The organism is Streptomyces sp. NPDC048254, from assembly GCF_043201895.1.
Taxonomy (GTDB): Bacteria; Actinomycetota; Actinomycetes; order Streptomycetales; family Streptomycetaceae; genus Streptomyces.
Genome location: NZ_JBICZJ010000001.1, coordinates 282578 through 308864 on the forward strand (window position 1 = coordinate 282578; position 26287 = coordinate 308864).

At 69.8% G+C, this 26287-nt stretch carries 24 protein-coding genes, 1 tRNA gene and 1 pseudogene; 14 read left to right on the top strand and 12 right to left on the bottom strand.

What is annotated here, in order from left to right; translation table 11 throughout:
- Positions 1–113: 113 nt before the first annotated feature.
- On the bottom strand, positions 114–1439 hold the full coding sequence (locus ACGFZQ_RS01275) for an ABC transporter substrate-binding protein (RefSeq protein WP_393838630.1): 1326 nt from the start codon (positions 1437–1439) through the stop codon (positions 114–116).
- Between the two features lie 340 nt (positions 1440–1779).
- Here ACGFZQ_RS01275 and ACGFZQ_RS01280 point away from each other — a divergent pair, with 340 nt between their 5' ends.
- Both ACGFZQ_RS01280 and ACGFZQ_RS01285 read left to right on the top strand, forming a co-directional pair.
- Positions 1780–2835 (top strand): LacI family DNA-binding transcriptional regulator, encoded by a 1056-nt coding sequence (locus ACGFZQ_RS01280; protein WP_393838631.1) that lies wholly within the window; start codon positions 1780–1782, stop codon positions 2833–2835.
- Positions 2836–2926: 91 nt separating this feature from the next.
- Entirely contained in the window at positions 2927–3121 is a 195-nt protein-coding gene (locus ACGFZQ_RS01285; RefSeq protein WP_393838632.1) for a hypothetical protein, read from the top strand.
- Here the strand turns inward: ACGFZQ_RS01285 and ACGFZQ_RS01290 are convergent.
- Positions 3118–3438, bottom strand: coding sequence for a hypothetical protein (locus ACGFZQ_RS01290; RefSeq protein ID WP_393838633.1), 321 nt, complete (start codon positions 3436–3438; stop codon positions 3118–3120). The genes ACGFZQ_RS01285 and ACGFZQ_RS01290 overlap by 4 nt on opposite strands.
- A gap of 966 nt (positions 3439–4404) precedes the next feature.
- Between ACGFZQ_RS01290 and ACGFZQ_RS01295 the strand changes: the two genes are divergently transcribed.
- The 8 genes from ACGFZQ_RS01295 (at position 4405) to ACGFZQ_RS01330 (ending at position 13920) form a co-directional block, all read left to right on the top strand.
- Positions 4405–6582, top strand: coding sequence for a hypothetical protein (locus tag ACGFZQ_RS01295; RefSeq protein WP_393838634.1), 2178 nt, complete (start codon positions 4405–4407; stop codon positions 6580–6582).
- 116 nt (positions 6583–6698) lie between these two features.
- A complete protein-coding gene (pelF, locus tag ACGFZQ_RS01300) occupies positions 6699–8276 on the top strand; it encodes a GT4 family glycosyltransferase PelF (protein WP_393838635.1) in 1578 nt (525 codons plus the stop codon).
- On the top strand, positions 8273–9622 hold the full coding sequence (locus ACGFZQ_RS01305; RefSeq protein WP_393838636.1) for a hypothetical protein: 1350 nt from the start codon (positions 8273–8275) through the stop codon (positions 9620–9622). Before pelF ends, ACGFZQ_RS01305 begins: the two co-directional genes overlap by 4 nt.
- Before the next feature lie 98 nt (positions 9623–9720).
- Positions 9721–10728 carry an SDR family NAD(P)-dependent oxidoreductase gene (locus ACGFZQ_RS01310; RefSeq protein WP_351745091.1) on the top strand — a complete coding sequence of 336 codons (1008 nt, stop codon included), beginning with the start codon at positions 9721–9723 and terminating at the stop codon, positions 10726–10728.
- Between the two features lie 67 nt (positions 10729–10795).
- Positions 10796–11509 (top strand): sugar phosphate nucleotidyltransferase, encoded by a 714-nt coding sequence (locus ACGFZQ_RS01315; RefSeq protein ID WP_393838637.1) that lies wholly within the window; start codon positions 10796–10798, stop codon positions 11507–11509.
- 4 nt (positions 11510–11513) lie between these two features.
- The gene (locus tag ACGFZQ_RS01320; protein WP_393838638.1) at positions 11514–12419 is read left to right on the top strand and encodes an NAD-dependent epimerase/dehydratase family protein; all 906 of its coding nucleotides are present in this window, start codon (positions 11514–11516) and stop codon (positions 12417–12419) included.
- Entirely contained in the window at positions 12416–13084 is a 669-nt protein-coding gene (locus ACGFZQ_RS01325) for a spherulation-specific family 4 protein (RefSeq protein WP_393838639.1), read from the top strand. The genes ACGFZQ_RS01320 and ACGFZQ_RS01325 overlap by 4 nt, the downstream gene beginning before the upstream one ends.
- On the top strand, positions 13081–13920 hold the full coding sequence (locus tag ACGFZQ_RS01330; protein ID WP_393838640.1) for an endo alpha-1,4 polygalactosaminidase: 840 nt from the start codon (positions 13081–13083) through the stop codon (positions 13918–13920). The genes ACGFZQ_RS01325 and ACGFZQ_RS01330 overlap by 4 nt, the downstream gene beginning before the upstream one ends.
- A 584-nt stretch (positions 13921–14504) precedes the next feature.
- Here the strand turns inward: ACGFZQ_RS01330 and ACGFZQ_RS01335 are convergent.
- The 3 genes and pseudogenes from ACGFZQ_RS01335 to ACGFZQ_RS01345 form a co-directional block, all read right to left on the bottom strand.
- Positions 14505–14924 (bottom strand): PIN domain nuclease, encoded by a 420-nt coding sequence (locus ACGFZQ_RS01335; protein WP_393838641.1) that lies wholly within the window; start codon positions 14922–14924, stop codon positions 14505–14507.
- Positions 14924–15178 (bottom strand): type II toxin-antitoxin system VapB family antitoxin, encoded by a 255-nt coding sequence (locus ACGFZQ_RS01340; RefSeq protein ID WP_362748792.1) that lies wholly within the window; start codon positions 15176–15178, stop codon positions 14924–14926. The genes ACGFZQ_RS01335 and ACGFZQ_RS01340 overlap by 1 nt, the downstream gene beginning before the upstream one ends.
- Positions 15179–15483: 305 nt before the next feature.
- Positions 15484–15861 (bottom strand): annotated as a pseudogene (locus tag ACGFZQ_RS01345) (recombinase); the annotation flags it as partial.
- 276 nt (positions 15862–16137) lie between these two features.
- Here ACGFZQ_RS01345 and ACGFZQ_RS01350 point away from each other — a divergent pair.
- The gene (locus ACGFZQ_RS01350) at positions 16138–16548 is read left to right on the top strand and encodes a hypothetical protein (RefSeq protein ID WP_393838642.1); all 411 of its coding nucleotides are present in this window, start codon (positions 16138–16140) and stop codon (positions 16546–16548) included.
- Between the two features lie 158 nt (positions 16549–16706).
- Here ACGFZQ_RS01350 and ACGFZQ_RS01355 read toward each other — a convergent pair.
- The 4 genes from ACGFZQ_RS01355 to ACGFZQ_RS01370 all read right to left on the bottom strand — a co-directional run bounded on the left by ACGFZQ_RS01355 (position 16707) and on the right by ACGFZQ_RS01370 (position 19617).
- A tRNA-His gene (locus ACGFZQ_RS01355) sits at positions 16707–16779 on the bottom strand.
- 113 nt (positions 16780–16892) lie between these two features.
- On the bottom strand, positions 16893–17495 hold the full coding sequence (gene orn, locus ACGFZQ_RS01360) for an oligoribonuclease (protein WP_351745069.1): 603 nt from the start codon (positions 17493–17495) through the stop codon (positions 16893–16895).
- 227 nt (positions 17496–17722) lie between these two features.
- On the bottom strand, positions 17723–18895 hold the full coding sequence (locus ACGFZQ_RS01365) for a helix-turn-helix domain-containing protein (protein WP_382532873.1): 1173 nt from the start codon (positions 18893–18895) through the stop codon (positions 17723–17725).
- A gap of 377 nt (positions 18896–19272) precedes the next feature.
- Entirely contained in the window at positions 19273–19617 is a 345-nt protein-coding gene (locus ACGFZQ_RS01370; protein ID WP_393838643.1) for a hypothetical protein, read from the bottom strand.
- Positions 19618–19980: 363 nt separating this feature from the next.
- Here ACGFZQ_RS01370 and ACGFZQ_RS01375 point away from each other — a divergent pair, with 363 nt between their 5' ends.
- The gene (locus ACGFZQ_RS01375; protein WP_351745063.1) at positions 19981–20508 is read left to right on the top strand and encodes a universal stress protein; all 528 of its coding nucleotides are present in this window, start codon (positions 19981–19983) and stop codon (positions 20506–20508) included.
- A 154-nt stretch (positions 20509–20662) separates the two neighbouring features.
- Positions 20663–21229 carry a GPR1/FUN34/YaaH family transporter gene (locus tag ACGFZQ_RS01380; RefSeq protein WP_393838644.1) on the top strand — a complete coding sequence of 189 codons (567 nt, stop codon included), beginning with the start codon at positions 20663–20665 and terminating at the stop codon, positions 21227–21229.
- 162 nt (positions 21230–21391) lie between these two features.
- Here the strand turns inward: ACGFZQ_RS01380 and glmS are convergent, their stop codons facing one another.
- Together glmS and ACGFZQ_RS01390 are read right to left on the bottom strand one after the other, a co-directional pair.
- Positions 21392–23209, bottom strand: coding sequence for a glutamine--fructose-6-phosphate transaminase (isomerizing) (glmS, locus tag ACGFZQ_RS01385; protein ID WP_351734895.1), 1818 nt, complete (start codon positions 23207–23209; stop codon positions 21392–21394).
- 20 nt (positions 23210–23229) lie between these two features.
- On the bottom strand, positions 23230–23487 hold the full coding sequence (locus ACGFZQ_RS01390) for a hypothetical protein (RefSeq protein WP_362574145.1): 258 nt from the start codon (positions 23485–23487) through the stop codon (positions 23230–23232).
- 165 nt (positions 23488–23652) lie between these two features.
- Here ACGFZQ_RS01390 and ACGFZQ_RS01395 point away from each other — a divergent pair, with 165 nt between their 5' ends.
- Positions 23653–25218 (top strand): purple acid phosphatase family protein, encoded by a 1566-nt coding sequence (locus ACGFZQ_RS01395; protein ID WP_393838645.1) that lies wholly within the window; start codon positions 23653–23655, stop codon positions 25216–25218.
- A gap of 108 nt (positions 25219–25326) precedes the next feature.
- Here the strand turns inward: ACGFZQ_RS01395 and ACGFZQ_RS01400 are convergent, their stop codons facing one another.
- Entirely contained in the window at positions 25327–26184 is an 858-nt protein-coding gene (locus ACGFZQ_RS01400) for a DUF4429 domain-containing protein (protein ID WP_393838646.1), read from the bottom strand.
- Between the last annotated feature and the right edge of the window lie 103 nt (positions 26185–26287).

Sequence of the window (26287 nt, forward strand, 5' to 3'; positions counted from 1 at the left end):
TGTGAACCGGGCTGGTTCCAACCCGGCTGGTGTTGATCGCGTAAGACTCGCTCGCTTGCTGAGCGGCCGAGCGGCGTGAGCCAGGAATCCCCTTGCTTCGGCAGGGGGAGGGCTCAATTGTCCAGGCTGTTGTCGATCGTCTTGGTGGCCGTGGTCCAGGCCTCCTCAGGGGACTTGCCCTTGGTCACCAAGATGACGCCGTTGTTGGTCAGACTGTCCTGGATGATCTGGTCCTTCGCGCCGATGACCTGCACCGGGCTGCTCTTGGCGGCCGCGGCGAAGATCGTGCCGATCGGGGCGTCACCGGTCATGTCGTTCTTGGCGCCGGTCACCGCCGCCGAGGTGTACGTCGACGGCGCGCTCGGGAAGGAGCCCTGCACGCTGAAGAGCTTGGCCTGCTGTTCGGGCGCGGTCAGCCAGGCGACCAGCTTCTCGGCCTCCGTGACGTTCTTGCCGCTCTTGGGCACGGTCAGGAAGGAGCCGCCCCAGTTGCCGGCCTTCGGCGCCTGGGCCACGTCCCACTTGCCGGCCGCGTCCGCCTTCGACTGGCCCTTGATGTAGCCGAGCATCCACGGCGGGCAGGACATCGCCGCGAACTTGCTTTTGGCGATTGTGGTGTTCCACGACGGCTGGAACTGGGTCTGCGCCTGGACCAGCCCGTCCTGCGCGGCCTTCGCGGTCTGGTCGAACGCGGTCTTCACGGCCGGGTTCGTCTTGTAGATGATCTTGCCGGAGGAGTCGTAGAACTTGGTGCTCTCACTGGACAGGATCGCGTTCAGGAGACCACCGGGGGAGTCCATGAAGGTGGTTCCGGAGGGCGCCTTCTTCTTGTAGTTCTCGCCGACCTGGACGAACTTGTCCCAGCTGCCCGCCCAGAGCTTGCCCACCGCGTCGCGGTCGGTGGGCAGACCGGCCTTCTGGAAGAGGTCCTTGCGGTAGCAGATGGCGAGCGGGCCGACGTCGGTGCCGAGCCCGATGGTCTGGCCGCCGCTGGTCGTGGCCTGCTTCCACTTCCAGTCCAGCCAGTTGCTCTCCGAGACGCCGCTGACCTTGGACAGGTCCTCCAGCTTGTCGGCGAAGGTGCTGGTGACCTCGGCGATGTTGCTGACCTCGACGGCCTGGATGTCCATCAGGCCGCTGTTGGTGGTCAGGTGGTTGACCAGCGCCGGGTAGTAGTTCGCGTTCTGCTCGACCGAGGTGTCCTTGATGGTGATGTTCGGGTGGAGCTTCTCGTACTCCTTGTAGAGCCCGGCCTCCTTGAAGCCGAACGTGCCGAACAGACCGAGCGTGATCGTCGTCTTGCCCTTGCCGCCGCCGCTGGTGTCGTCACTGCCGCCACCACTGTCGTCGGCACAGCCGGCCAGCAACGCTCCGCCCAGCGACACGACGGCCGCGAGGATGACCGCCTTGCGGGAGGCGGATCGGGTACGTGCTCGCATTACGTCCTCCTGTTGCCCTGACGTGCCGACCCCCCGGCCAACTGCACTGTTGGGCCCGTGTGTTTCTCGCTGCGGCTCGGGCGGGGAACGTGCGGGATGTGTATGAGTCAGGTACTGTGGGAGCGCTCCCACCGGTGATGTGTTGAAGAGTCGTCGGTTCGGAGCGGGGTGTCAAGGGAGCGGGCGCGGCGAACGGGCTTCAGTTATCCGCCTGTTAGCTAACTCCGGCGGGTGACTGTGCAGTGGAATAAGTCATGACAAAACAGCGGCGACCGTGCCGGCGGACAGCACTGTTAGATTCCAGGCCAGCGAGTTGAACGTCGGCGGAAGGGCGGGGCCCATGGCAACCCACGGAGCGCGGGGGCGTAGTGGTGGTCGGCCCACCCTCGAAGAGGTCGCCGCCCGAGCCGGGGTGGGGCGGGGAACCGTGTCGCGGGTGATCAACGGCTCGCCCCGGGTCAGCGACGCCACTCGGGCCGCCGTGGAGGCCGCGGTCGCCGAACTCGGCTATGTGCCGAACACCGCCGCCCGGGCCCTCGCGGCCAACCGTACCGACGCCATCGCCCTGGTCGTCCCCGAGCCGGAGACCCGGTTCTTCGCGGAACCGTACTTCTCGGACATGCTCCGCGGTGTCGGCGCCGAACTCTCCGAAACCGAGATGCAGTTGCTGCTGATCTTCGCCGGCAGCGACCGGGAGCGGGAACGGCTCGCCCACTACCTCGCGGCCCATCGCGTCGACGGCGTCCTCCTTGTGTCCGTGCACGCCGACGACCCGTTGCCCGACCTCCTCGCCCAGCTGGAGATCCCCGCCGTGATCAGCGGCCCGCGCTCCGCCGCCGAGACGCTGACCTCCGTCGACTCCGACAACTACGGCGGCGGGCGCTCCGCCGTCGAGCACCTGCTGGCCGGCGGCCGCCGGACGATCGCGCACATCACCGGCCGCCTGGACGTGTACGGCGCCCAGTGCCGCGTCGACGGCTACCGCGACGCCCTGCGGGACGCGGGCCGGGAGGTGGACGAACTCCTCGTCGTCCCGGGCGACTTCACCGAGGAGGGCGGCCGCCGGGCCATGACCCTGCTGCTGGAGCGGCGTCCCGACCTGGACGCCGTCTTCGCCGGCTCGGACGTGATGGCGGCGGGCGCCCGCCAGGTGCTGCGCGAACTGGGCCGCCGTATCCCCGACGACGTGGCGCTGGTCGGGTACGACGACTCGGCCATCGCCCGCCACATGGACCCGCCGCTCACCAGCGTCCGCCAGCCCATCGAGGAGATGGGCCGCGCGATGATCGACCTCCTCCTCGCGGAGATCGCCGACCGCCGCCCGGCCGTGTCCCGGGGCCTGGAGCGCCGGCACGCGCTGCTGCCGACGGAACTGGTGACCCGCGCCTCCTCGTAGGATCTGTCCGGACGAGCACGCCCTGGTCCGCGGGCCGCTGTCGGTTCGGGCCGAGACGGCCACATTGTTCGGAGTCCAGCAGGGGGTGGCCGTGACCGATCGCGACTGGTACGACGACAGCGACTACCGGGATGCGGTCCGGAGGTCCGCACGGGCAACGCGGTTCGGCTGGGCGGTGATCGCCGGAACCGCGGGAGCGCTGGGCTGCGCGCTGATCGCCCTGGCCGTTGTCTGCGCGGCCGCGGTTCTCGGGGGGCTTTACGTGGTGATGGCGATCACTCGCTAGGTCTTGTCCAGACCTCTCATGTGCACCCGGGCGGCCTGGCGGTCGGTCTCCTCCGGCGGTGAGGGTTCCGTCAGTGACGTGAGGGCCGGGCGCAGGAGCGCGGCGATGCGTTCGGGAGGCGCGTCGCGCAGCACGGGCAGCGCGAGGAGTTGGTGACCGATGGTGACGCCGACCAGGGCGGTGACGACGAGGGCCGCGCGCAACTCGGCGTCCTCGGCGTTCTCGTCCGCCCTCTCGGGGAGGGCCGTGGCGATCGACTCGATCTGCCGGCCCCTGGCCCTGCGGGCGTGTTCGGCCGCGTCCGGGTCGGTGAGCATCGAACGCGGGGTCGCGAGCGTGCCCTCGGGCAGGCGGCCGAGCTTGATGTCGAGGGTGGTCCGCAGACGCGGTCGACGAGAGTGCCGGTGCCGGCGTCCGCCGGTTGGGCGGGGCCCGCCTGGACGGCCTCGGTGAACAGCTCGCGCTTGCTGCCGAAGTGCCGCATGACCAGCGCTGGGTCCACCTGTGCGGCGGCGGCCACGGCCCGGACGGTGGTCCGCTCGAAGCCGCGCTCGGCGAACAACGTACGGGCGCTGTCCAGGACGCGGGCCCGGTGGCCTGCCGGCGGGCGGCACGGGAGAGCGGGGTGGGAGAACGGCGGGAGAGCCGGGGCGGTCGGGAAGCCTTTGCTGTATACGTGGGCAAATCCCGGAATGCGGGTGACGGGCGTTCACGCCGCATGACACTGTGCGGCATTCGCTTTCGGGCGTCGTCGGCGAGCCGGCCTCCGGCCGGCCGGTCCGGCGGGTCGCCGTCGATGGGGTGCGCAGAGTCGTTTAGCGGATGCGCGGATAATCCGTACGGTCGTCTCGTTGGAATCGCACCATCGGGTGATCCTATTAGTGGCCGGTGGGCGAAGTCCCGGGTGGGGTTCCGGCGCTTTTGCCGGTGCTTCGATTGCGTGCCGAATGAGCGTCCTGACCTGCGTATATTCTTGATCGTTCACGCGCGCGGCGGGGCATAATCGCACACTCCGTGATTCCGCCGGATCGGCTCAGGTACGTCTCCGATGTAACAGGCGATAAGCCTCGACGGCAGGCCGGGAGGTGATATACCTCTGGGCGATGGGGGGCGCGGGGATCGGGGGGTTCACGCATACGCGGTTGTATTCACTGCCGGCACGGTCGTGCCCGCAAGTAAGCAAGCCTGCGCAATTTCTATCACTGTCTGATCTGTATCTGATCCGTATCTGGTCCACTGTTATGCCTCGCCGCGCTGACCCGCGGCGCTGGGGGGAGTTCATCATGCGTCGCATGCTGTTGAAATCCGGTGTGTGCGGCAGCGCTGCCGCGCTCGCGCTCGTCACGTCGCCCATAGCGGCGAAAGCAGCCACGCTGGAGCCGAGGATCGACCTGAAGGTGCTCGTCGTCGACGACGGGGGTCCGGCCACCGGGGCCATCACCGCCGAACTCGAGTCGGCAGGTACCCCGTACACCAGGGTCAACCTGGCCGACAGCGGTCGCCCGCAGATCAACGCCGCCTTCCTCAGCGATACCGTCAGCGGCCGTCCCAGGGCCAAGTACCAGGCCGTCGTGCTGCCGAACGACAACCCGTTCGGAGCCGGCTCCGCCGAGATGGCGGCCCTGGCGACCTTCGAGCAGACCTTCGGCATCCGACAGGCCGACGCCTACACCTACGCCAGGCCCGAGGTCGGGCTGAACTACGCGCAGGCGCCCGGGTACATCGGCTCGCTCGACGGCACCACCGCCCAGGTGACGTCCGCCGGGAAGGCCGGACCCTTCGGCTACCTCGGCGGGAACGTCCCCTTCGAGGACAACGCGCCAGACGTGTCCGAGAGCTACGGCTATCTGGCCGTGCCGCTCGCCCAGCAGCAGGCCGGGGCCACGTTCACCAGCTATGTGGACGCCCCGATCCCGGGCAGCTCCGCGCGCGGCTCGCTGGTCGGCGAGTACGCCCACGACGGGCGCCGGGAACTGGTCGTCAACTTCGTCTACAACCAGTACCAGCAGCAGTACCGGCTGCTCGCCCGCGGCATCGTCGAGTGGCTGACCCAGGGCATCCACCTGGGCGCCGACCGCAACTACTTCGCGGTCCACGTCGACGATGTCTTCCTCGGCGACGACCGGTGGAACACCTCGCTCAACTGCACCCCCGGTGACGTGGACTGCACCCCGGGCGGTGGCGCCACCCCCGACCCGATCCGGATGACGGCGGCGGACGCCCAGTACGCCAAGCAGTGGTCCGCCGACCACGGACTCACTCTGGACATGGTGTTCAACGGCGGCGGCAGCGAGGACTACAAGGCGGAACACGGTGGTGCCGACCCGACGGCGGACCGGCTCATCGCCGACAAGAGCGCCTTCCGCTGGGTCAACCACACCTACCAGCACCCGTTCCTGGGCTGCGTCCAGGACGTCAGCGTGGTGCCGTGGAAGTGCTCCACCGACGCGAGCGGAAAGATCCAGTGGGTCAGCCAGGCCGACATCACCTCGCAGATCACCCAGAACCGTACCTGGGCGGGCGGCAAGGGCCTCGCCCTCGACAACACGGAACTGGTCACCGGTGAGCACTCCGGGATGAAGGTGCTGCCGCAGCAGCCCGACGACAACCCCAACCTGGCTCCATCCCTGAACTCCACCGGGGTGAAGTGGCTGGCCAGCGATAATTCCCGGGACCCGCAGCAGCGCCAGATCGGCTCCGCCCTCACCGTGCCGCGCTTCCCGATGAACGTCTACTACAACGCGGGCCACGCGACCGAGGAAGTGGACGAGTACAACTTCGTCTACACCAGCAAGGCCGACGGCGGCAGCGGCATCTGCGAGGGCTCCTCGACCACCACCTGCCTGAGCGCCCCGCTGGACCCCCAGACCGGCTACACGTCGTACATCGTCCCGCTGGAGAGCCGCATCGCCCTCGGGCACGCGCTTTCCAACGACCCCCGGCCGGTGTACATGCACCAGTCGAACCTCGCCGAGGACCGCATCGCCTACCCGGTGCTGGACAAGATCCTGGGCGACTACACCAGCCTCTACGCCGCCAACACCCCGCTGGTCAACCTGCGGCTGAAGGACATCGGGACCGAGCTGAAGGACCGCGCCGCCTGGGCCGCCGCGGTGAAGAACAACCAGGTCACCGCCTACCGGATCGGCAACACGGTCACCATCGGCTCGCCCAGCGGCACCCAGACCAGCGCGACCATGCCCGCCGGCACCACCCAGAAGCAGCTGCTCGGCAGCACCGCCTTCGGCACCGCCTACGCCGGGCAGCTGTCCGGCTGGACCACCCCCGGCGTGCTGCAGGCCTCGATCACCCTGCAACTGACCACGCAGGCCACACCCGCGGCCCCCACCGCCACCGGTACCGCGAAGGCAGCCGCACCGGCGCCCGCGCTGCGTGTGCCCAGTGGTGTGGCCAGCCCGGTCCCGGCAGGCCCCGGTGACACCGTCCGCCGCAAGCGCTGACTGTGATCGACGGGCACGACCTGCACGACGGGCACAACCGTCCCGGCGGGCCCAACGGGCACTACGGGACACGGGGATACGGGGATACGGGGACCTTGACAGGGACCGACCGCACCATGCCGGCATTCAGGGACATACCGCCGTCCGGCACGGCCAGGGCCATCGCGGCCCTCAACACCGGCGCGACCCGCGTCACGATGCTCACCGAGGGCACCTACCCGCACAGCCACGGCGGAGTGAGTGTCTGGTGCGATCAGCTGGTCCACGGCATACCCGACGTGGACTTCCAGATACTCGCGGTCACCAGTGACGGCCGCGAGCCCCTCACCTGGGAAACACCCCCGCACGTCAGCAAGGTGGTCTCCATACCCACCTGGGGACCGACGCCGACCGGCCGCGCACCGCGCGGCCGGCGGCTGCGGGACTTCCTCGACACCTACGAGATGTTCCTGCTGGCCCTCCTGGATCCCGGCCTCGATCCCGGCCCCAGCACCCTGGAGCGCTTCTCCGAAGGGCTGTACGGCCTCGCGGCACGGGCCCGGAACGGGGAACTGACGGCGGCGCTGCGCACCGAGGCCGCGATACGCACCCTGGCCGCCGTCTGGAACCGCCCGCACATACCCACCCACGCCGCCCGGCCGACCATGCACGACGTACTGACCGCGACCGACCTGCTGGAGCACGCCCTGCGCCCACTGGCGGCCGCCCCGCCCAGGCACGGCATCACCCACGCCGTCAGCGGCGGACTGGCGGCCCTCCCCGGACTGCTGGCCCGGCACCTGCACGGCACGCCCCTGCTGCTCACCGAACACGGCGTCTACCTGCGTGAGCGCTACCTCGGTTACGGCGCCGGCGGATACCACTGGCCGGTGAAGGCACTGCTGCTCGGCTTCTTCCGGCTGCTGGCACAGGAGACCTACGCCCGCGCCGCGCTCATCACGCCGGGAAGCCACTACAACCGACGCTGGGAGGAACGGGGCGGCACCGCTCCCGACAAGATCCGTACCGTCTACAACGGTGTGGACCCCGGGGCCTTTCCTCCCGCCGGTCCGGAACCGGAGACCCCCACGCTGGCCTGGGCGGGGCGGGTCGATCCCATCAAGGACCTGGAAACGCTGATCCGGGCCTTCGCCCTGGTACGCCGGGAGATGCCCCAGGTGCGGTTGCGGCTGTTCGGCGGCACACCCAGCGGCGGCCAGGCCTACCGGGAACGCTGCCAGGCTCTCGGCCGGGACCTGGGCATCGCCGAAGCGGTGGCCTTCGAGGGCCGGGTGGAGGACATCCGCGACGCCTACGCGGCGGGCACCGTGGTCATGCTCTCCAGCATCAGCGAGGGCTTCCCCTTCACCCTCATCGAGGCCATGTCGTGCGGCCGGGCCACCGTCTCCACCGACGTCGGCGGGGTCCGCGAGGCAGTGGGCGACGCCGGACTCGTCGTACCGCCGCGCGAACCGGAGGCGATGGCACGGGCAGCCCTGGAACTGCTGCGCGCACCCGCCCGCCGGGCCCGGATGGGCGAGGCCGCGCGACTGAGGGTGATCGAACAGTTCACCCTCCGGCACACCATCGACTCGTTCCGGGAGATCTACGGCGCGCTGGCAGCGGGCGAGGACCGGACGCGCCTTTCCGAGACGCGGACGCGCCTGGCCGAGGGCCCGGCGCCGCACGCCCGACGGGCCGGAGGTGAGTGGTGAGCCGGCCGGGCGACGACCGAACCTCATTGCTGCGCCTGCCGACCCCGCCGCAGCGACCGACCTGGGCCGACGACCCGCTCGACGGGCTCGCCGAACGGCTGGCGGACGTGTGCGGGGCCGCCGTTCACCCCGACGAGATCGCCGCGGTGCTGGAGTCCGACGGGCTGACGCACGAACAGATCACCACCCGCTACGCGCGACGGGACCTGTTCGCCGTCGCGGAGGAGCTGTACGCCCGGGTGCCGCGCCGGTTCCCGGACCCCGGACCGGGGCCCGACCCGTGGCGGACCAGCCCGTGGCAGTGCCTGCTGCGCGGGATGCTGTTCGGCCTGCCGGGGCTGGCCTACCTGCTGGGCGCAGGACTGCTGCCCGGCCGGGTCACCGGGCTCGCCGCCTCGGCACTCGTGGCCTGGGCCTGGAACCAGGCACTGGCCCACCGCGCCTACGTACGGCTCGCCGCGGGAGGCCGGCGGGCAGCCGCGCGGTGCCTGCTGTTCGGGGCCCCGGCCGGGGTGACGGCAGCGGCGGTGACCGCACTGGCCGTCTCGGGGGCGGGCGCCGTCCCGGCCTTCGCGGCGGGAGAGGCGCTCTATCTGGCGGCGGCCACGGTACTGCTCGTGCTGGGACGCGAACAGCACCTGCTGATCGCGCTCGTACCGACGGCGGCCGGGGCGGCCTGCGTACCGCTGTGGCGCCCCGGCCCGGTGCCGGTCGCCGTGCTGCTGCTGGCCACCGTCGCGGCTTCGGTGCTGTCGGCGGTACGGGAGATCGTACGGTCGCTGCGCACCACGAGTTCCTCGGTACCGGGCACGGCCAAGCTCACCGCCTCCGTCCCGTACGGGCTGTTCGGCCTCGCCGGCGGGGCGCTGACGCTGATGGCCCCGGCGGCGGGCAGGCCGGCCGCCGTCGTGCTGACGCTGAGCATGGGCGTGGCCGAGTGGTTGCTCTACCGCTACCGGAGCCTGACCCGCACCGCCCTGCGGCACAGCCGGACCCCTCGGGGCTTCCGGCTCCGGGCGGCCGGCGTGCTCGCCCTGTGCCTCACCGAGTACCTCGCGGTGCTCGCCGCCCCGGCACTGGTCACCGGGGTGCCACCGCTGCCGCTGCTCGCCCTCGGCGCGGCGCTCTGGGTCGCCCTGCTGCTGCAGGCGGCCGGAATCGCCTGGCCGTCCGCCGTGGCCTGCCTCGCCGCCGCCGTGGCGGAGGCGGCCCTGTCGGGCGGGACCGGCCGGGGACCGGCTCTGCTCAGCCCGGCGACCGCCGAGTTGGCGGCCTGCGGCTGCGCGACGGCGGTGCTGCTGGCGGTCGCGTGCACCCGGATGGGCCGGACCACGGCCCACCGCTGACCGGATCCCGGCGCCCCGTGCCCCCGTGACCTCATGACGCCCCGACGCCCTGGCCTCACCGATTCAGATTCAGATCCATATATAGAGGAGACAGATCCGTGACCTCGTCCGCTCCCACGACCGTCGCAGTGACCGGTGCCGAGGGATTCATCGGCTCGCACCTGGTGGAGGCGCTCGTCGCATCAGGACACCGGGTACGCGCCATGGCCCAGTACAACTCGTTCTCGTCGTACGGCTGGCTGGAGACCTTGCCGCAGGACGTGATGGACAGTGTGGAGGTCGTCCTCGGCGACGTACGCGACGCCGGGTCCGTGCAGCACCTGCTCACCGGCACCGAGGCGGTCTACCACCTGGCCGCGCTGATCGCGATCCCGTACTCCTACCAGGCACCGCACAGCTACGTGGCCACCAATGTCACCGGGACGCTCAACGTGCTGGAAGCCGTACGCCGGCTCGGCATCCCCAGGATGGTGCACACCTCCACCAGCGAGACGTACGGCACCGCGCAGACCGTCCCCATCACCGAGGACCACCCGATCAACACCCAGTCCCCGTACTCCGCCTCAAAGGCGGGCGGCGACCGGCTGGCCGACGGCTACTACGCCAGCTTCGGCATCCCGGTGGCCACCCTGCGGCCGTTCAACACCTTCGGGCCGCGCCAGTCCATGCGGGCGGTGATCCCGACCGTCATCGGACAGGTGGCGGCCGGAGAACGGACCATCGCCCTGGGCGACCTGCGGCCCACCCGGGACTTCATGTTCGTCAAGGACACCGCCCAGGCGTTCCTCGCGGTGGGCACCGCTCCCGCCGAGGCGGTCGTCGGCAGGACGTTCAACGCCGGTACAGGCGGCGAGATCTCGGTCGGCGACCTGGTGACGCTGGTCGGCAAGCTCATGGGGGCCGAGCTCGAGGTCCGCGAGGACGCGCAGCGCATCCGGCCCGCCGCGTCCGAGGTGATGAGGCTGGTCTGCGACGCCTCCCGGCTGCGCGCCGCGACCGGCTGGGCACCGGCCCACAGCCTCCAGGAGGGGTTGGAGCAGACCGTCCGGTTCTTCTCCGACCCGGCGAACCTGGCCCGCTACAAGACCGCCATCTACAACGTCTGACGCCTCGTCAACAACGTCTGACGACTCGTCCCAGGCCATCGGCCACCGACCGACAACGGAGTCCGCCATGCACGCAGTCATTCTGGCCGGAGGCAAGGGTGTCCGGCTGCGCCCGTACACCACCGCCCTGCCCAAGCCGCTCGTCCCCATCGGCGATCAGCACGCCATCCTGGAGATCGTGATGCGGCAGCTCGTCAACTCGGGATTCACCAGCTGCACCATCGCCATCGGCCACCTCGGCCACATCATCCGCGCCTACGTCGGTGACGGCTCCCAATGGGGCGTGCGCGTCGACTACTCGACCGAGGACAGCCCGCTGGGCACCATGGGCCCGCTGCTGACCATGCTCGGCCGGCTGCCGGAGCACTTCCTGGTCATGAACGGCGACATCCTCACCGACCTGGACTTCGGCGCCGTCCTGCGCGGTCATCAGGCCGGCGGCGCGCCGCTGACCATCGCCACCTACTGCCGCAAGGTCAGGATCGACTTCGGCGTCCTCACCACCGACAGCAAGCAGGTCGTCGGCTTCACCGAGAAGCCGACCCTGGACTACCGGGTGTCCATGGGCGTCTACGGGCTCTCCCGGTCCACCCTGGACGGCTACACCCCCGGCCTGCCGCTCGGCTTCGACGAACTCGTCCTCGACCTGCTCCGCGACGGCACCCCTCCGGCCGCCCACGAGTTCGACGGCTACTGGCTGGACATCGGCCGCCCGGACGACTACGACCGTGCGAACGCCGAGTTCACCACCCATCGCGACCTGCTGCTGAAGGGAGCGTGACCTGATGCGCGTCCTCGTCCTGGGCTCCACCGGGTTCCTGGGCCGGCACATCACGGAGCAGCTGCGCGCCCTCTCCGGCGTCCGGGTGCTCCGCGCCGGCCGCTCCCCGGGCGCCGACCTGCGGGTCGACCTCACCACCGCCACCGTCCCCGCTCTCGCCGCCGACCTGCACGCGCTGGCCCCGGACGCCGTCGTCAACTGCGCCGGCGCCGTCGGAGGCGGCCCGCTTCTGCTGGCGGAGACCAACGCCCGGGGTCCCGCCCTGCTGTGCGAGGCCCTGACCGCGGCCGACCTCCCGGTACGCCTGGTCCATCTCGGATCCGCGGGCGAGTACGGCGCGAACGCCGGGCAGCCGCTCGGCGAGGACTCCGCCACCTGCCCGCAGGGCGCGTACGGGGCCACCAAACTGGCGGGTTCGCTGACCGTCGCCGAGGCCGCACTGGACGCCGTCGTCCTACGGGTGTTCAACCCCCTCGGGCCGGGCTCGCCCGGCACCAGCCTGCCCGGCCGGCTCGCCGACGAACTGCTGCGCGCCGGGCCGGACGGCGCGGTGCGGGTAGGTGACCTGTCCGCGTACCGCGACTTCGTCGACGCACGGGACGTGGCCCGTGCCGCCGTCCTCGCCACCACCGCCCCCGGCCCGCTGCCCCGCATCCTCAACATCGCCGGCGGCAGCGCCACCCGGGTCCGCAAGGTAGCGGAAGGCCTGGCCCGGATCAGCGGATTCCACGGCCGGATCGACGAGAACGGCACCGGTTCCCAGCGCTCGTCAGCCGTCTCCTGGCAGCAGGCGGACATCACGGCTGCCGCCGCGGCTCTGGGCTGGCACCCCGAACACACCCTCGCCACCTCGCTCGCCGACCTGTGGACCTCGCGCACCGGCACGCCCCCGACCCCGCCCCCGGCATGACACACGGCCGGCTGCTTGTTCCGCTGTACGTCCACCCCGCTGTGGACCCGGGGGCGTGGCAGGCTCTGACGCGGGTCCCGTCGCGGCTGTACGGAGTCGTCCTCAACGTCGCCGACGGCCCCGGCGCGACCCGCGACCCGGCCTTCGCCGCCGCCGCCGGAGCTCTGCGTGCGGCGGGCATACGCGTCCTCGGATACCTCGACACCGCCTACGGCACCCGTCCCCACCAGACGGTGCTCCACGAGCTGCGCCACCACATCAGCTGGTACGGGACCGACGGCGTCTTTCTCGATCAGGCCGGCGCCGAAACCGGCCTGCTGCCGTACTACCGCGCGCTGGCCGACGAGGCCCGCGACCACGGCGCCCGCACCGTCACGCTCAACCCCGGAATCCACCCTGACCCCGGCTACGCCGCCATCGCCGATCTGCTGGTCACCTTCGAAGGGGACTGGCAGACCTACCTCACCTCGGCCGCGCCCTCCTGGACCGCGGCGCACCCCCCGGCCCGCTTCTGTCATCTGATCCACGGCATCCCCGACGGCCTGTGCGGCCTCGCCGCCCGCACCGCACGGATCCGCCGCGCCGGCGTCCACTGCGCGGTACCGGGTGCGGGCGCGAATCCCTGGGCCGCCCTGCCCCCCGCCGTGAGGAGGGGAACCACATGAGGTTCGCAATCCGCCCGCCACTTCTGCTGTCAGCCGTGTCCCTGTTGTTCACGGCAGTGCTCACCGGGCTGCTCACCGGGTGCGTCACCGTCCCGGACCGCACCCTCGACCGGATCCCCGGCGAACACCCGTCGGCCGCACGCTGGCAACCGCGCCCCGGCACGGCCTGGCAGTGGCAGCTCAGCGGCCGCGTCGACACCCGCGTAGCCGTCCCCGTCTACGACATCGACGGTTTCACGAACAGCGCCGCCGTCGTGCGACGCCTCCACAGCAGCGGCCGTAAGGTCATCTGCTACATCAACGCCGGGGCCTGGGAGTCCTTCCGCCCCGACCGCAAGGCCTTCCCCGCCTCCGTCCTGGGCCGCTCCGACGGCTGGAACGGCGAGCGCTGGCTCGACATCCGCCGCCGCTCGCTGCTGCGCCCCATCATGGCCGCACGTTTCGACATGTGCCGCGCGAAAGGCTTCGACGCCGTCGAGCCCGACCTCGCGGACGCCTACACCAACGACACCGGCTTCCCGCTGACCGCCGCCGACCAGCTCGCCTACAACCGCATGATCGCGGACCTCGTCCACGAACGGGGCATGGCCGTCGGCCTCAAGAACGACCTGGAACAGATCCCCGACCTGGTCCGTGACTTCGATTTCGCGGTCAACGAGCAATGCGCGGAGTTTCACGAATGCCCGTCGCTGAGTCCCTTCATCAAGGCGGACAAGGCCGTCTTCCACGTGGAGTACAGCGTGCCCAAGCGCACGTTCTGCCCGATCGCCAAGCGCCTCGGCCTCGACTCCATGCGCAAACAGCTCGCCCTGGGCCGCTGGCGCAGCCCCTGCTGAACCCCGGCCGGGACATCTCCCAGGACCGGATGACCATCGGTCAACTGCCGGCCTTCGCCGCCGTTTGGCCAAGCCGGGAAACCGAAAGGCCTCTGACTCGCGTTTCCGCACGTGCCCTCGCGCGCCGCCTGCCGGATGAGGGGATCCGGATTTGCTGAGGCTGGACGACTGGCTGCTCGGCCGCCCTCGCCGCGCTCTGCCTCCTGACCGAGGGGCCACGCGACCACATCTGAGCGCGCCTCAGCGGGTTGTCAGGCCGGCGTCGGTGAAGCGCAGCATCAGTGAGGACTTGCCGCGGTGCTGCTCGTGCAGGTCGTGCAGGCGCCGGGCCAACTCCTGGGGGGTGCCCGGCCGGTCGTGACGGCGGCGTCGGAGGGCCGGTCTGTTTCTGCGCGATCAGGTGGGCGATGTCCTGCCAGGCTCGCTCGGTGTTCTCGGCCAGGCGGTCCAGGTGGCTCTCGCGAGCCCGCTGTTTGGCCCGCCGGGCCTGGGTGCCGACCTGTTCCTGCTGTCGGGTGTGCTCGTTGCGTACCGTGTAGGCGGCGTCGAGAGGATGGAGCGTCACGCGGAAGACCTCGACCTGCTCAATGGTCGGCACTGCCGGGCGGTACGACCCATTCGGCGGGTTGGCCGGTGAGGGAGGCGATCATGTCGAAGTCGCCGTCGTAGTGGAGGACTGTCCGCTGGTGCAGTTCTGCCGTGGCGGCGATCAGTAGGCCGGGGAGGGACAGTGCCCGGTGGAAGCCGGCGTTGAGAGCGTGGCGCTGGACTTCCAGGGCGCGGACGAAGGTGTGGTCGTCGGCGTGGAGGTAGTCGAAGGCATGGAGCCAGGTGCTGATCCGGGCCGCCTCGGAGCTGTCCCGTGCAGAGTGGATCATCTCGTACTCGGTGGGCTGGCACACGGTGAGGAGGTAGCGCTCATGCAGGGGCTTGAGTACCGCCTTGACGCTCGGCTTCGTCCAGCGGGCCAGGGCGGACTTGTCGACCAGGTAGCGGTCCTGCATCAGGCGGCCCGGTCTCCGTCTCGGTCGCCGTTGTGCTTGAGGGAGCCGTCTGCGTTACGGGGCCCGGTGTTCTCGACGATCTCACTGAAGTCGAGTTCACCGGCCTCGATGGCGTCGAAGCCCTCCTGCCGAAGGTGTCTTTTGACGGCGTCCTCCATAGCGAGGCGGACAGCCTTTGCCTTGGTCTTGGTGCCGAAGATGCGCATGGCCTCGGTGACCATGTCTTCGTCGAGGTCGATGACGGTTCTGGCCATGCGGATGGTCCCTTCGCGAATGCTCCTGCCACGAAAACGATAGCATTGGCTGGCGGAAGTAGATATCGTTTTGGTTGTGGATGGCACGCTGTGTGGGCGGTCCATGCGGCGAGGTGGGGCAGGGTGGTGCGTGCGCGGCAGCCGGGGCAGCGGTGCCAGTGGCGGAGCCGGTCGTCGGTGTCGGTGCGGAAAAGGCGGCTGTAGCGGTTCGCCACGCGGATGTCGTTGCTGTACAGGTGATCGGGGCGTTCCGGCGTGTTGCAGGACTGACAGACAGGGGCGCGGACGTAGCCGTGTTCGTGGCAGTGGTCGAGGACCGCGACGGGTGCGGTGCGGCAGACGGCGCACGCTCGCCCGGCCACCTTGCGGGAGGTGCCGGGCTTCCTGCTGAGTACCGAGTACAGCTGGCCTTCCGGTTCTCCGTTGTCCGGGCGCTGTGAGGCGGTGGGACCCTCGGGCCTCGTCGTCTGCCGACCGCCGGCGTCTCGGGCCCGCCGGGGGCGGGAAGGCGGCTCGGTGGCGGCTGCGCTTGCCCGGCAGGTCCGCGCGGCTTGCACCCACCGCGTTTCGGCGTGCTCGGCCGCGTCGAGCAGCCTGACCACAGCGCGCGGCAGCCACCACGTGCGCTGCGTCCCGTCGCGGGTCTGCTCCACGAGCATCTGTCGCCAGTCGATCCCCGCCATTCTGTGGAATCACGGTTGTCAAGACTGTAGCGCTGGCCGGGATGCTGAATTTTTGGAATCGGTGCCGCGGCTTGCAGGAGTTCGCGAAGCTCCTGATTCCTCCGCCGGGGGTGTGTCTACAGGGCGGCGGGGACGCGCGGAGAATTCAGCTGTGCTGTCATCTGCCTCCTCTGGAGCGGGAGTTGAGGAATGGATTGACCTTGCAGCCACCCCTCCCGCTAGTCGGCGCTTTCGGCGGAGGGTGCAGGCACCGACGTTCTGTCGGCCGCGGCTCAGGTGGCTCGGCTGCTGGCCCTCGACAACGCGGCGAGCGTGCCGGAAGACCGGCGCGCGCACCTGGCTCATGTGGTGCGCCGGCCACTACTCGAACCCGTCACCCTGTCCGGGGAGTTCTTCGCGCCGTTGATGGCCGCAGCCGTCTCTGGCCCCGACCCCGGCTTCTGCCGTTGGTTCATCGAGCCCGCGCTCTACGCGTTCGGGCGCCGACGGGTCACGGCGGCACTTCTCGACTACGAACGGACGGGCATGGACGCGGGAACAACTGCCGGCTGGCTTCGTCGTCAGTGCCGCGACGGCTTACGCCGCATCCGCAGTACCGCTGCCCTCCTGATGGGCGGGACTCATGGCACTGATCCAGGACCCGTCACTCAGCGGGGGATCGATGTGCGAGAAGCACACAGTGTGTGACTGGGAGCATATGTTTAGCGAGGTTCTATGCGGACTTACGGCTGTGGCTCCTTCCCGGACGACTCGAATCGCGTGTGGATGGGCGGTGGTTCGGCCGTGGCCAAACGGCAGACAGGCCCGTGACCTACGTTTCCGCAGGTCACGGGCCTGTCCCGTAGGGTGAGTGACGGGACTCGAACCCGCGACATCCTGGACCACAACCAGGTGCTCTACCAGCTGAGCTACACCCACCACGACCGGCGGTGATTCTGTGGTTTCTCCGACCGGCCGAGAAAAAGTGTACAGGGTCCGAAGGGGTGCTCGCGCACGGCTTTACGGGAGTGCCCGCGGGGGCCTGCAAACGCCTATTCCGCAGGCAGGACGTGCTTGGCCGCGATCGTCTTCGCGGTGTCCGAGTCCGGGCCGGGCTGGGGTACGAAGATGGCCTCGCGGTAGTAGCGCAGCTCGGCGATCGACTCGCGGATGTCGGCGAGGGCGCGGTGGTTGCCGTTCTTCTCCGGGCTGTTGAAGTACGCCCGCGGATACCAGCGCCGGGCCAGCTCCTTGACGCTGGACACGTCCACGATCCGGTAGTGGAGGTATCCCTCCAGGCCTGGCATGTCCCGGGACAGGAAGCCGCGGTCGGTGCCGACGGAGTTGCCGCACAGCGGGGCCTTGCCGGGCTCCTTCACGTGCTCCCGTACATAGGCCAGGACCTGCTCCTCGGCCTCGGCGAGCGTCGTGCCGCCGGCCAGCTCGTCGAGCAGGCCGGACGAGGTGTGCATCTGCCGCACCACCTCCGGCATCGTCTCCAGTGCCTTGGCCGGCGGACGGATGACGATGTCCACGCCCTCGCCGAGCACGTTCAGCTCGGAGTCGGTGACCAGTGCGGCCACCTCGATGAGCGCGTCGTCGGACAGCGAGAGGCCGGTCATCTCGCAGTCGATCCACACCATGCGATCGTTCATGCGACCACCCTAAAGCTGACGTCGGCGTTTGGGTGCCCCCGGTACGGCACGGACGCCTGCGGGGCTGCCACCCCAGGAGTGTGGTTGTCCTCAGACCGCCGGACGGGCTGTGGTGGCAGCCGGGTGTTCTTGTTTTCTGGCTCGCCTCTTGTCCTGCCGAGTCGGGTGGTGGGTTGGCGAGGGGCCTGGGCCCGCCCACCCGAGGGTGTCGGGTGGGCGGGGGAGGGTCAGCTGCCCGTGCGGGGGCCCGGGAGGCTGGCCGACAGGCCTACCGCCGCTGTCCTGCGGGTCTGCATCGGGAGTACCCCCTCGGGGTACTGGACCGTCAGCGGGCCCGTCGGGGGCATCGGTGCCGGTTCCGGCGCGTCGGCACGCTCGGCCTGCGGCCGCCTCGCCCGGTACGCCGCCCGGTACGCCGCCGGAGACGACCCCAGCTGGCGGCGGAAGTGGCCGCGCAGGGCGACGGGGGAGCGGAAGCCGCAGCGGCCCGCCACCTCGTCCACCGAGTAGTCCGACGTTTCGAGGAGACGCTGCGCCTGCAGGACCCGCTGCGTGATCAGCCACTGGAGCGGGGCGCTGCCCGTCAGTGAGCGGAAGCGGCGGTCGAAGGTGCGACGGCTCATGTACGCGCGAGCCGCCAGCGTCTCCACGTCGAACTGCTCGTGAAGGTGCTCCAGCGCCCAGGCGACGACCTCGGCGAGCGGGTCGGCGCCGATCTCCTCTGGTAAAGATCGATCGAGGTAGCGCTCCTGACCGCCAGAGCGGCGCGGCGGGACCACCAGGCGCCGGGCGAGCGCACCGGCCGCCTCGTTGCCGTGGTCCGTCCGCACGATGTGGAGACAGAGGTCGATTCCGGCCGCCGTACCGGCGGACGTCAGGACGTCGCCGTCGTCCACGAAGAGTTCTCGTGGGTCGACGTGCACCGACGGATAGCGCTTGGCCAGCGTCGGCGCGTACATCCAGTGGGTGGTGGCCGGGCGGCCGTCCAGCAGTCCGGCGGCGGCCAGCACGAACGCGCCGGTGCACAGCCCGACTATGCGGGCCCCTTCTTCATGGGCACGGCGCAGCGCGTCCAACGCCTCTTCGGGCGGTGGCGCGGTGATCGAACGCCAGGCCGGTACGACGACCGTGCCGGCGCGTGAGATCGCTTCCAGGCCATGCGGCGCGGTGAGTTCCAGGCCCCCTGTGGTCCGCAGCGGGCCTTCCTCGCCACCGCACACCAGCAGTCGGTAGCGCGGTACTCCGGCGTCCTGGCGGTCTATGCCGAACACCGACAGCGGTATGGAACTCTCGAAGATGGGGCCGCCGCTGAACAGCAGCACCGCGACGATCTCCTTGCGGCGTCGCCCGGAGAGTTTCCGGGCCGCGGCTTCCGGCGCGGCAGTGGAGTCGTGGCTCATCCTGCTAAGCCCCCCTCGGTGGTCGCGGCTCCTCGGTTGTGTCGCTCCTGCACGTTTCCCCTCGGTCCTGCACGAGTCCCCCGCCGTAAGACGTCAAGATCGAATCTACTGGTTTCCGCGGTGTCGCGGTGACCAGTTCGACACGCCGTAGATTGTCGACATGACAACTTGGCGTGAAGCATTCGATCACGAAGCGTTGCACTCACGGGCCGTGCAGGGAAGTACGCCTCGTGGCAGTGGCCAAACCGCGTAGGGTGCGGAGGGTCCTCTGGACCCTTTCCGTGCAGGTGGAACGGGGGTTGAGGGGTGGTCGGGGTGCCGCTTGCACAGGGTCGGGAAGTTGGCTGAAAAGAAGCGTTCCCGTGCGCGGAAACCGGTCAGTCGACCGGTGTAGTGCCCCTGGTGTGACGTCCGCCTCCCCGGACCGCTCCGCGGGGTGCCCGGTGGGGTGCCCGGTGCGGTGTTCCGCGGTGTGTGCCGTGGGATGTTCTGCGGGGTGTTCCGTGCGATGCCTTACCGCGCTCCGAGCGGCGCAGCAGGTACCGGCAGACGGCGGTGACGGCGGCGAGGCCGAGGGCGGTGCCGGCGGTGCCGGCCAGCGAGGTGCCGTACCAGAGCAGCACCACGGGGACGAGGACACAGGAGAACGCGGCCCAGCGGACGACGTCACCCGCGCTGTCCTGGGCGGAGTGCGGGTCGGGTTTCGGGCGCGGTCCGGACATGTGCGTATCTCCCTGGTCTCCCTGGCGGTGTTGTGCTCCTGCCGGCCCCCTGATGGTGCTGCCGCCGGGTTCAACGCGTGTTCGAGCGGTCGGTCACCGTGCGTGGACCCTGCTCCTGTCCGAATCCTGTGCAAACCGCCTGTACGGGGCAGCAACCATTGCGTTACGGGCGCGGCTCGTGCATGCTCCCTGGAACCCCTAACCGACTCCGGGGACGGTCCCCTACGGAGAGTGCGCGGGATCTGGGCTGAGGAGGCGTGCCGCCGTACCCTTGGGGGTATGGGGTTGGGAAGATGTTTCCCGGACACAGCTCCGCCGCACACTGTCGTCCCTCCCACAAAGGATCACAACGCCGAGACAGCCATGGCCGGTCACGAATTCTTCGATCCAGCGGACCGCAAGCGGCCGGTCGCCGACCCCACGGCGGCCGATGCGCTGGCGGCGGAAGAGCCACGCACTTCCTGCGATCCCGCCTTCAAACACGGAGTGGTCGTCGGCTTCGACGGCTCCACCTCCAGTGAGCGCGCTCTCGCCTATGCGATCGGGATGGCACATCGCTCCCGCGCAGGGCTGATCATCGTCCACGTCGCCAACCGACTGCCGACCACCGTGTGGGCCGGCTGTGAGCCACCCGTCTTCGTCGACGTGCCGGACCACCGCACCGAGGTGCTCGGTCTCGAACTCGCCTGTGCCGACTATCTGTCGGAGGTGCCCTGGATCCTCGTCGAGCGTGGCGGTGACATCTGCCACGAACTCGAAGAGGTGGGGCGGGAGTACGAGGCCGACGCGATCGTCGTGGGGTCGACCCACGGGATCGTCGGGCGGATCTTCGGCTCTGTCGCGGGCAGGCTCGCCAAGCGGGCCAAGCGGCCCGTCGTTGTCATTCCGTAACTCCCCGTTCTCCCAGGTGAGATGCGCCGTGGGTACGGTCCGGCTCCCTTTGTGCCGTGCGTAAATCTACTCGTGCGTAGAGGTGTTTGTGCCCTTGTGAAGGGCATATACCGGTCACCGCGCACAACTGCACAAAGCATGAAGGGAGCCCGCCGTGGACAACGACGTCTCTGCGGGAAGCGGAACCACTACCGTGGCCGGCCGACTCGCCCTGGGGATCACCCTGTTGGCGTTCGGCCTCGGCACCACCGGCGTGATCGACGATGTCACCACGTCCGACGCCGTGTCAGTCGCCCACTATGTGGGCGGAGTCGCCCTCTTCCTCGTCGGCCTGCTGGCCTTCCGTGACCGTGACACCGCGAACGGCACGGGTTACGTGGCCCTCGGTGCCCTCTGGTTCACCTGGGCCGTCTCGTCCGGCGGCAACGCCTCGGCCAACGCGGCCGGGCTCTTCCTGCTCCTCTTCGCCCTCGTGGCACTGTCGTTGACCCTCGCGGGCGGCGACACGCTCGGACAGGCCATGCACGCGCTGCTGTTCCTGTCGATGCTGCTCCTCGCTGTCGCGAACTTCGCCGACAGCTCCTCGCTGGTCAAGGTGGGCGGCTGGGTCGCCGTGGCGGCGGGGGCGGTGGCCTGGTACGTCGCGACGGCCGCGCTCGCGCACTGGCCGACGGTCCTTCCGAGGCGGGCTGCCGGCCGGGGGGTGACGGCCACCGGCTGATATGGCAGCCGACGCCGGGGAGTTGGGCGTCCCCGGCGATCCAATGAGCGGACCCCTTCGTGGCCTGACGGCACACGTGGGGGTCCGTTCGGTTTCGCCGGCCCGTGCGGGTGCGTTGTGGTTGCTCGCGCAGTTCCCACCGGCCCGCACAAGCAAACGGTCCTACTCCACCGTCACCGACTTGGCGAGGTTCCGCGGCTTGTCGATGTCCCTGCCCAGTGCCTTCGCCGTGTGGTACGCGAGGAGTTGGAGGGGGATGCCCATCAGGATGGGGTCGAGTTCGTCCTCGTTCTTGGGGACGACGATCGTGCGGTCCGCCTTCTCCTGGTGCTGGTGGGCCACCGCCAGGATCTTGCCGCTGCGGGCCTTGATCTCCTCCAGGGCCGCACGGTTCTTCTCCAGCAGGTCGTCGTCGGGGACGATCGCCACCGTGGGCAGGGCCGGCTCGATCAGGGCCAGCGGGCCGTGCTTCAGCTCGGACGCCGGGTAGGCCTCCGCGTGGATGTAGGAGACCTCCTTGAGCTTCAGGGAGGCCTCACGGGCCACCGGGTAGCCCCGGACGCGGCCGATGAAGAGCATCGAGCGGGCGTCGGCGTACTCCTTCGCCAGCTTCTCGATCTCCGCCTCCTGGGCGAGGATCTCGGCGATCTGGGCGGGCAGCTTGCGCAGCCCCTCGATGACCCGCTTGCCGTCCCGGACCGAGAGGTCGCGGGTGCGGCCCAGGTGCAGGGCGAGGAGTGCGAAGGCGACCGTCGTGTTGGTGAAGCACTTGGTCGAGACCACGCAGACCTCGGGGCCCGCGTGCACGTACATGCCGCCGTCCGCCTCGCGGGCGATCGCCGAGCCGACCACGTTCACCACGCCCAGCACCCGCGCGCCCTTGCGCTTCAGCTCCTGGACGGCGGCGAGGACGTCGTACGTCTCACCGGACTGGGAGACCGCGATGTACAGGGTGTCGGGGTCGACGACCGGGTTGCGGTAGCGGAACTCGGAGGCGGGCTCGGCGTCCGCGGGGATCCGGGCCAGCTCCTCGATCATCTGGGCGCCGATCATGCCCGCGTGGTACGAGGTGCCGCAGCCGAGGATCTTCACCCGGCGCACGGCCCGCGCGTCCCGGGCGTCCAGGTTGAGGCCGCCGAGGTGCACGGTGGAGAAGCGGTCGTCGATCCGGCCGCGCAGCACGCGGTCGACCGCGTCGGGCTGCTCGGAGATCTCCTTGTGCATGTAGGTGTCGTGGCCGCCCATGTCGTACGACTCGGCCTCCCACTCCACGGTGGTCGGCTCGGCCGTCGTCCGGGTGCCCTCGGTGGTGTATGTCCGGAAGTCGTCGGCCTTGAGGGTGGCCATCTCGCCGTCGTCCAGAGTCACTATCTGGCGGGTGTGGGTCACCAGGGCCGCGATGTCGGAGGCGACGAACATCTCCTTGTCGCCGATGCCGAGGACGACCGGGGAGCCGTTGCGGGCCACCACGATGCGCTCGGGGAAGTCGGCGTGCATCACGGCGATGCCGTAGGTGCCCTCGATCAGGCGCAGCGCCTGGCGGACCCGCTCCTCCAGGGTCTCCGCCTGGGAGCGGGCGATCAGGTGGACGAGGACCTCGGTGTCGGTCTCGGAGAGGAACTCGACACCGTCCGCCTCCAGCTTGCGGCGCAGGTCGGCGGCGTTGTCGATGATGCCGTTGTGGACGAGGGCGACCTTCTGGTCGGCGGACATGTGCGGGTGGGCGTTCACGTCGGAGGGCGCGCCGTGGGTGGCCCAGCGGGTGTGGGCGATACCGGTGGTGCCCTTGAAGCGCGCCGGTACCTTGGCCTCCAGGTCCCGGACCCGGCCCTTGGCCTTGACCATCTTCAGGCCGGCCGCCTTCGGGGAGGTGACGACGATGCCCGCCGAGTCGTAGCCGCGGTATTCCAGCCGCTGCAGCCCCTCCAGGAGCAGGGGAGCAACGTCACGCTTACCGATGTATCCGACAATTCCGCACATATATAGGTGTTCCGTATTCCTCAGCCGTAGACCATGCGGCGCAGCTGCCGGAGGGTGAGCTCCGGCGGGGCGACCGCCCTGTACTTCAGATCCGCCTCGATCCGTTCGAAGATCTCCGCGTTCACCAGGCCTTCTGCCTGCAGTTCGCGGTGGCGGCGCCGGACGTAGTCCCCGGCCGTCTCGTCGAAGTAGGCGAGCACGTCCTGTATCACCCGCAGCGCCTCGCCCCGGCTCAGGGGCGTGGACCGCGTCAGATGATCAACAAGTTCGTCGTGCACCCGTAGATCCTGGAGTACGGAACATCGGTTTAGCAAGAATTCTGCCCGATTCCGGGCAACGCCCTGTTGAATCTCTTATGGGGTTCTGTTCGTAGCCTGTCCATCCTGTGTCTTGCGCCACGTTGCTTGTGGAGACGAGTTTCAGACGCCATGGACATTCCTCGTATGGGCGTACCCGAGAAGCTGGCCGAGCGCATGAGCATGGCCGAGCAGCACGAGTACCTCCGCGCCAAGTTCTCCCGGCGGTCGATGATCAGAGGCGGCGCCGTCACGCTGGGCGCCGTCACGGGTGGCCAGTTCGTGCTGGGCGGCACCGCCCAGGCCGCCGTGCCCACCCAGTCGACGGCTCCCGCCACCCAGCACGTCGACGGCGCCCTCGTCGCCCCCTTCGGACGGCACCTCGCCTTCGGCAACGACCCGCGCACGGAGATCACGATCTCCTGGCAGGTTCCCGTCGCCGTGAAGAAGCCCTTCGTCCGGATCGGCACCCACGCCTCGCACCTCTCCGTCAAGATCGACGCCGAGGTCCGCACCCTCTACACCCCGGCCGGAGTGGGCGCCAGCGGCGACCACACCCAGTACTACGTGCACGCCAAGCTGGCCAACCTCAAGCCGGGCCGCACCTACTTCTACGGCGTCGGCCACGACGGCTTCGACCCGGCCTCGCCGCAGTTCGCCGGCACCATAGGCACCTTCACCACCGCCCCCTCGCACAAGGAGCCGTTCACCTTCACGGCCTTCGGCGACGAGGGCGTCGGCTACCACGGCCTGGCCAACAACAGCCTGCTGCTCGGCCAGAACCCGTCCTTCCACCTGCACGCCGGCGACATCTGCTACGCCGACCCGGCGGGTGCGGGCAAGACCGCTGACACCGGCTTCGACTCTCGGGTCTGGGACCAGTTCCTCGCCCAGACCGAGTCGGTCGCCAAGTCCGTGCCGTGGATGCCGGCCTACGGCAACCACGACATGGAGGCCTGGTACTCGCCCAACGGCTACGGCGGCGAGGACGCCCGCTGGAACCTTCCCGACAACGGCCCGGACAAGACGAACCTGCCCGGCGTGTACTCCTTCGTCTACGGCAACACGGCGGTCATCTCGCTCGACGCCAACGACGTGTCCTTCGAGATACCGGCCAACCTGGGCATCTCGGGCGGCACCCAGACCAAGTGGCTGGAAGGCCAGCTGAAGAAGTTCCGCGCGTCCAAGGACGTCGACTTCATCGTCATCTTCTTCCACCACTGCGCGTACTGCACCTCCACGGCGCACTCCTCGGAGGGGGGAGTGCGACAGGAGTGGGTGCCGCTGTTCGAGAAGTACACGGTGGACCTGGTCATCAACGGCCACAACCACCAGTACGAGCGCACCGACGTCATCAAGAACAATACGGTCGTCAAGAAGCTCCCGATCGGCGGGACCGCGTACCCGGAGACGGAGGGCGTGGTCTACGTGACGGCGGGCGCGGCCGGCCGCAGCCTGTACGCCTTCTCCGCCCCGGACTCGTACGAGGGCCACGTGGCCGACGTCGACACGGTGTCGGCGTTCGTCAACGTCAACGGCGGCAAGCAGAACGAGACGGTCGCCTGGTCGCGCGTGCGCTACCTCAACTACTCGTTCCTGCGCGTGGACGTGCAGCCCGCGTCGTCGGGCCGGACCGCCACGCTGACGGTGAGCGGTATCGCCGAAACCGGTAACCGCATCGACCACTTCACGGTGGCGCGCAAGGCCAAGTAAGGCCGAGCAGGACCAAGCAGCACCAGGCAGCACCCGGCAGGAAAGGGGCGGGTGGTCCTCGGGCGTATGAGGATCACCCGCTCCGTCCTTCTCGCATGGCCTTCGGCTTCACATCCTCTTCAGCACCGCCTGTTTGGCCATCGCGAACTCCTCGTCCGTGAGCACACCCCCGCGATGCAGCTCACCCAGTTCGCGCAGCCGCCGCAGCAGCGCGTCGTGATCGGCCTCGGGCTCCCCGGCCGCCCCGGGCGCCTCGGGCAGGGCTGCCGACGGATGCGGCAGCCGCGCCTGCACCGCCGCCGCGACCAGCGCCATCAGCGGATCCCGCTTGAACCCCCACAGCTCCACCGCGTTGGGGTCGTACTTGGCCCGCACCTTGGCCGGAGCGCCGCGCACCCGGAACCGCAGATGGCCGTTCTCCAGCCCGGCGGAGGGCTGCCACTCCACGGCCAGGATGTCCGCCAGGGCCAGCGTGCGGGGACCGGCGGCCGCCTTCGTGTCCTCCGTCTTCCAGTTCCACTCCAGCCGCACCCGCTCGCCGTCGAAGCCGGCCGTGCCGTCCCCGGCGGAGACCGACAGCGGCAGCCGCGGACCCGGCAGCAGATACCCGGTCACCGGCGTGCCCGGGACCTGCTCAAGCAGCAACGCGTCGCGCACCTCGTCCGTGAAGTACTCGGCGACGCCGTACCGGTCCGGTTCCACGGTCAGCTGGTAGGGGTCGTGGATCCCGGCGAGCCGGCCGCCGGTGGCGTGCAGCAGCGGATCGGCGCCGTCCCGCAGCCGCAGCCTCAGCCGCCCCGACCGGCGGCCCTGCTCGAACGAGATGCCCGCCAACGCGCCCAGCGGGACGACCAGTTCACCCAGCGTCCGGCGCAGCACACTGACGTTTTTGTCCCGCCCGGGAGTCAGTCGCAGCGCGTCTGCGTCGAAGGCCCAGATCCCGTCCTTCTGGATGATTTCCGCCATGCGGGGATTGTTCCACCGGAAGTACCGCCGGATGGTCTCGACCAATCCCGGTCTCTGGTGAATCCTCTCTGGTGACTCCTTTGCCGAGTCACAGCCGAGAAGG

Excerpts from the sequence above, each read along its gene's own strand:
- ACGFZQ_RS01275 (WP_393838630.1), bottom strand. The coding sequence starts at position 1,439 with ATGCGAGCACGTACCCGATCCGCCTCCCGCAAGGCGGTCATCCTCGCG.
- ACGFZQ_RS01280 (WP_393838631.1), top strand. The coding sequence starts at position 1,780 with ATGGCAACCCACGGAGCGCGGGGGCGTAGTGGTGGTCGGCCCACCCTC.
- ACGFZQ_RS01290 (WP_393838633.1), bottom strand. The coding sequence starts at position 3,438 with ATGCTCACCGACCCGGACGCGGCCGAACACGCCCGCAGGGCCAGGGGC.
- ACGFZQ_RS01295 (WP_393838634.1), top strand. The coding sequence starts at position 4,405 with ATGCGTCGCATGCTGTTGAAATCCGGTGTGTGCGGCAGCGCTGCCGCG.
- pelF (WP_393838635.1), top strand. The coding sequence starts at position 6,699 with ATGCCGGCATTCAGGGACATACCGCCGTCCGGCACGGCCAGGGCCATC.
- ACGFZQ_RS01315 (WP_393838637.1), top strand. The coding sequence starts at position 10,796 with ATGCACGCAGTCATTCTGGCCGGAGGCAAGGGTGTCCGGCTGCGCCCG.
- ACGFZQ_RS01320 (WP_393838638.1), top strand. The coding sequence starts at position 11,514 with ATGCGCGTCCTCGTCCTGGGCTCCACCGGGTTCCTGGGCCGGCACATC.
- ACGFZQ_RS01325 (WP_393838639.1), top strand. The coding sequence starts at position 12,416 with ATGACACACGGCCGGCTGCTTGTTCCGCTGTACGTCCACCCCGCTGTG.
- ACGFZQ_RS01330 (WP_393838640.1), top strand. The coding sequence starts at position 13,081 with ATGAGGTTCGCAATCCGCCCGCCACTTCTGCTGTCAGCCGTGTCCCTG.
- ACGFZQ_RS01335 (WP_393838641.1), bottom strand. The coding sequence starts at position 14,924 with ATGCAGGACCGCTACCTGGTCGACAAGTCCGCCCTGGCCCGCTGGACG.
- ACGFZQ_RS01340 (WP_362748792.1), bottom strand. The coding sequence starts at position 15,178 with ATGGCCAGAACCGTCATCGACCTCGACGAAGACATGGTCACCGAGGCC.
- orn (WP_351745069.1), bottom strand. The coding sequence starts at position 17,495 with ATGAACGATCGCATGGTGTGGATCGACTGCGAGATGACCGGCCTCTCG.
- ACGFZQ_RS01365 (WP_382532873.1), bottom strand. The coding sequence starts at position 18,895 with ATGAGCCACGACTCCACTGCCGCGCCGGAAGCCGCGGCCCGGAAACTC.
- ACGFZQ_RS01370 (WP_393838643.1), bottom strand. The coding sequence starts at position 19,617 with ATGTCCGGACCGCGCCCGAAACCCGACCCGCACTCCGCCCAGGACAGC.
- ACGFZQ_RS01375 (WP_351745063.1), top strand. The coding sequence starts at position 19,981 with ATGGCCGGTCACGAATTCTTCGATCCAGCGGACCGCAAGCGGCCGGTC.
- glmS (WP_351734895.1), bottom strand. The coding sequence starts at position 23,209 with ATGTGCGGAATTGTCGGATACATCGGTAAGCGTGACGTTGCTCCCCTG.
- ACGFZQ_RS01395 (WP_393838645.1), top strand. The coding sequence starts at position 23,653 with ATGGGCGTACCCGAGAAGCTGGCCGAGCGCATGAGCATGGCCGAGCAG.
- ACGFZQ_RS01400 (WP_393838646.1), bottom strand. The coding sequence starts at position 26,184 with ATGGCGGAAATCATCCAGAAGGACGGGATCTGGGCCTTCGACGCAGAC.